Annotated in this window: 1 protein-coding gene and 1 pseudogene; both read right to left on the bottom strand. The window is 42.9% G+C overall.

Features of this window, described 5'->3' with window-relative positions:
• A pseudogene (locus tag NHH16_RS15100) lies at positions 1-541 on the bottom strand (hypothetical protein); the annotation flags it as partial.
• A 1-nt stretch (position 542) separates the two neighbouring features.
• The coding region (locus tag NHH16_RS15095) for a DUF7601 domain-containing protein (RefSeq protein ID WP_262070420.1) at positions 543-3,986 on the bottom strand (3,444 nt) is incomplete at its 5' end.

The following is a 3,986-nucleotide window of genomic DNA, read 5'->3' as shown; positions in this document are numbered from 1 at the left end:
CCAGGGTTTCTTTTTCCAAATAAATAACGCCCTCCCGGTGAGCTTTAAAATACTCTCTGTCACGGAAATTTAGTAAATCCATAAACATCGAGCCATTGTCCATGCTATGTCCAAAAAGAATGGTCTGAAAACCTGTAAAATCAGCACCTAGACGATAGTCGGTAAAGACTGTACCGCCAAGGCTATAATCCCCATATATATCCGTACGCAAGTACTCACTGTAATCTCCTGCTGCTACAAAGGGATAGTCTATACTTGTTCCGTTTAGATACACCCAACCTGCTACATCTGGATTGATCTTCTTTAGTTCTTGGATTTGAGGATTGACCTGATTTTCTGCTCCTTTATCCTCTTCCTGAGAAATCGGCCGATATTCTAACATCTTTTTATGAACTTCCTTCTCCTTTGTATATTCCTGATTGCCCCGTGCCAGACGCAATAGACTGACACAGGCAATCACAATGAGGAGTATAGATAAAAGTAGACGGAAGCATAATCCCGGTGTTATCCTTTTTCTTACTTTCTTTATCGCTTCTTTCATCCTACTTTCTCTTATTTGTTTTCTTAGGTTCTCTAAAGACAACCATCCGCAAACCACCAAGACTTAAGATTAAGATTACAAACCATAAAGTCATGGCTGTAGGATCGTTCGTCTTCGGTGCGGTCAAGCCACCACCATAAGAGCTTCCGCCACTAGAGGTACCTGGATTACTTGGCGTACTCGGCTTTGATGGGGTCTCGCCATCTGGTGTATAGGTATTGGTAATGGTCATTCCGTGCTGACCGTTTGCAGCTGTCGTCTTGGTATAGTCAGTTGGTACACTCACCTCGTCGACTGTCCACACAGCGTCTTTTTCAAGACCTGTAAAGGTATGAGTCCAGTTATTATCTGCATCTAGTCTCACTGGTTCTCCTTCTTTTTCACCGCTACGATAGAGCTGAACCATTACGTGGTCTGGTTGGTCTTTATTAATCGTGCCTGCCCATACCTTATTTACCGTAAAGCTTGTGGAATCTTCTTCTTGTGGTACATAGATATTGGTAAAGGTGGCTGTATTAAATAGAATTTCTCCCATGGTTAGCTTACCGCTAGCTGTAAGAATGGATTCTTCTCCGCTACCGCTCTTTTCTACCGTAACCGTATAGGTGTATACTCTCGCATCATAGGTGTAGCCTTCTGTTTCTCCTACTTCTTCATAGATACTGTAGGTATAGGTTCCTGGTAGTGTATAGGTAATCTCTGGGAAGGATACTTTACCCTCTCCTGTTAGCTGTACCTTTGCTTCCTCTGCATCCTTTGGCATCGGCGCACCATCTAAGCCTTCTAGAATAAAGGTAAAGGTAGCATCTTTTACGTCTCCATCGCCTTTTACTTCAATTTTCTTTTCCACTTCTGGAAGCGCCTGGGTCACAGGTTTTACATAGGTGTTTGTTAAATTCGTACCGTCTGAACTACTGACAAAGCTATCAACTTGCTTTTCTTTTACCGAATAGATAATTTCATTCTTTTCACTATCGTACTTCGGTACGTCTTTAAACTCATACTTCCACTCGTTTGCCTTGTTTGTCGTTGTCTCTGCAATCACCTGACCATCCTTCACAAGATACACAGTAATGGTGTCAGGAATAGCAATGCCTTCTGGGGCAACCCATGTCTTACTTCCAGTTACATCTTTTGTTACCGTTCCTACAAACGTATTCGTAGCAACCACTTCGATAGCATGGCCTTTGGAGATACCAAAGCCATTGGTTAGTGAAGTTAACTGATAATCCTCAGTAAAGTAATTCTTTTCTTCTACGTAGTAAAGGGCTCCGATTGGAAGAATAAATTCCTTTGATTCTCCAGCCTTTAAGCTAAACTCTTTCTTTTCATCATCAATATGAAGGATGAACTCAAAGCTCTTATCTGGGTCTGCCCCTTCGCCGTCTACTATCTTTTTAATCACTAACTTGGTTTCTTCTGGATCGGCTTCTTTTTCATTGCGGAATGGTACTTTCACCACTACATCTTTAATAATGGTTCCTTCACTTACACGAATTCCTTGTAGGTATCCGCCCTTTGTATCCTCGGTAACCGTATACGTAACGCCTGCTGGCAGGTCTTTAAAGGTGGCTTTTTCGCCGTGTTTTAGGTTTAACTTTCCGTTTACCAGTTGTTGTGGCTCCTCTTCTTTTGGAGAGGTCTCTAATTTGCCATCGTCAAAGGTATATGGATAGTTATTGCCATCACTAAAGGTAACCGTAAAGATAAACTCTACCTCTTTGTTAACCTCTTTTAAGACTTCCTTAGAGATTTCCAAGCTTCCTTTTTCCGCTGCTTTCTTGGCATTGGTATACTCTGCTAAAGAGTCTCCTTCGGTAATGGTGCCACTGGCTCCTGTACTAGAAGTAATATAGCCCTCGCTGTAGTAATCATCCTCAACAATCTGGTAGTGAGTTCCTACTGAGATGTCCTTAACCTTATACTCTTCCCCACTCTTAAGAACCACTTTTTCTGGGGCGTTATTCCCCACTTTTACATAGAAGGTAAATTCTTTAGAGTCTCCATCTCCAGGAACAATTTTGCGAAGAATCAGATTTCCTGTTTTTTCGACTATTGGTTCCGTTAGAGTATTGGTAAAGGCGGCAATGACTTCTCCCTCTAGGATAGTGCCATTGGTTCCTACTACTTTGGTGACATACCCTTCGCCGTAGTAGTCATCTTCCACCACCTCATAAGGAGTTCCTACAGGAATGTTATCAATTTCATACCGTTCGCCGTCTTTTAGATCACAAGCATAGGTTTCATCACCCACACGAATGTTAAAGTGGAAGACTTTATCCTTATCAGCAGGAGCACCTGTTTCGGATTTTACCGACTTTGTCACAATTAACTTGCCAAAGCTTTCTTCTACCTTATGGTTCACGAAGTTCGCTTGGTTCCCACCAGAGATAATCTGTCCATACTGGTTTAGAAGTTGCTGAGTATACCCGCCAATAGCGCCCTCACTTACTCGGTAACTAGACCCTACCGGAAGGTTTACAAACACCGCCCACTGACCGTGCTTTAAGGTCATAGTTTGGCCTGATTTCATACTACTTTCCGATACCTTTCCGGCACTATCGTAAACGTCATAGTGATAGTCAATTTCTTGATCTTCGCCTAGGTATACGGTAAAGGTAAAGTCCTGATCTAAGTCGCCACTTCCGGTGACTTCTTTAGAGACAATCAGACTTCCGGTTTTGTCATCACCTGCTCGGTTTTTAAAGACAGCGTGACTTCCTTCGGCTTTGATGTTTCCATGGTTATCTGTAACTACGATTTCATAACCCTCTACGGCCTCTTCGGTAACGGTGTAACTAATACCTATGGGAACACCAGTAAAGGTTGCGGTCTCACCATGCTTTAGCTTTAGCTTTCCATCCACTAATTCTTTCGGGGTATCCCCTTCAGATAAGGTATAAGGATAGCTCTTACCATCGCCAAAGGTTACGGCAAAGGTAAACTCTTGATTCATTTGCTCTTCGGTAACCGCCGTTCCATCTTTGTTCTCAACCAGCTTGCTAAGCGCTAAAGTACTAACAGTCTTTCTGTTAAAGACTTCCACTTTGACCATGCCTGTAGAATCTGCGGTCTCGGTATTTACTTCAAAGTCATAGCGGGTAATCCGGTCTTCGCCCTCTAGGTCATAGTCATATCCATAAGAAGGGTTGGTTTCCCTAAAAAAGTAAGAGCCTGCTAAGAGACCTTCCACTTTTATGCGCCCCTCTGCGTCCGTCACATACCGGCCGCCAATCTGTCTAGTAGTCTCTGGTTCTTTTTCTAGTACTTTATATAGAAAGAACTCTGCACCTGCGACCGTATTTTCGGTCTCTTCTCCCTCTATATCCTTTTCCTTTTTCTCTAATACCACCTGATAATCACTCTTGGTACCAAAGAATTCATTGCTAGCCCCAGATACCGCTAGCCAGGTCAGAGTGCCTGAGGTAATCGCTGATACCACACA

The organism is Ohessyouella blattaphilus (assembly GCF_024721265.1).
Lineage (GTDB): Bacteria > Bacillota > Clostridia > Lachnospirales > Lachnospiraceae > Aequitasia > Aequitasia blattaphilus_A.
Note: the sequence above shows the minus strand (reverse complement) of the source record. Positions and strands in the feature narration are given on the sequence as shown.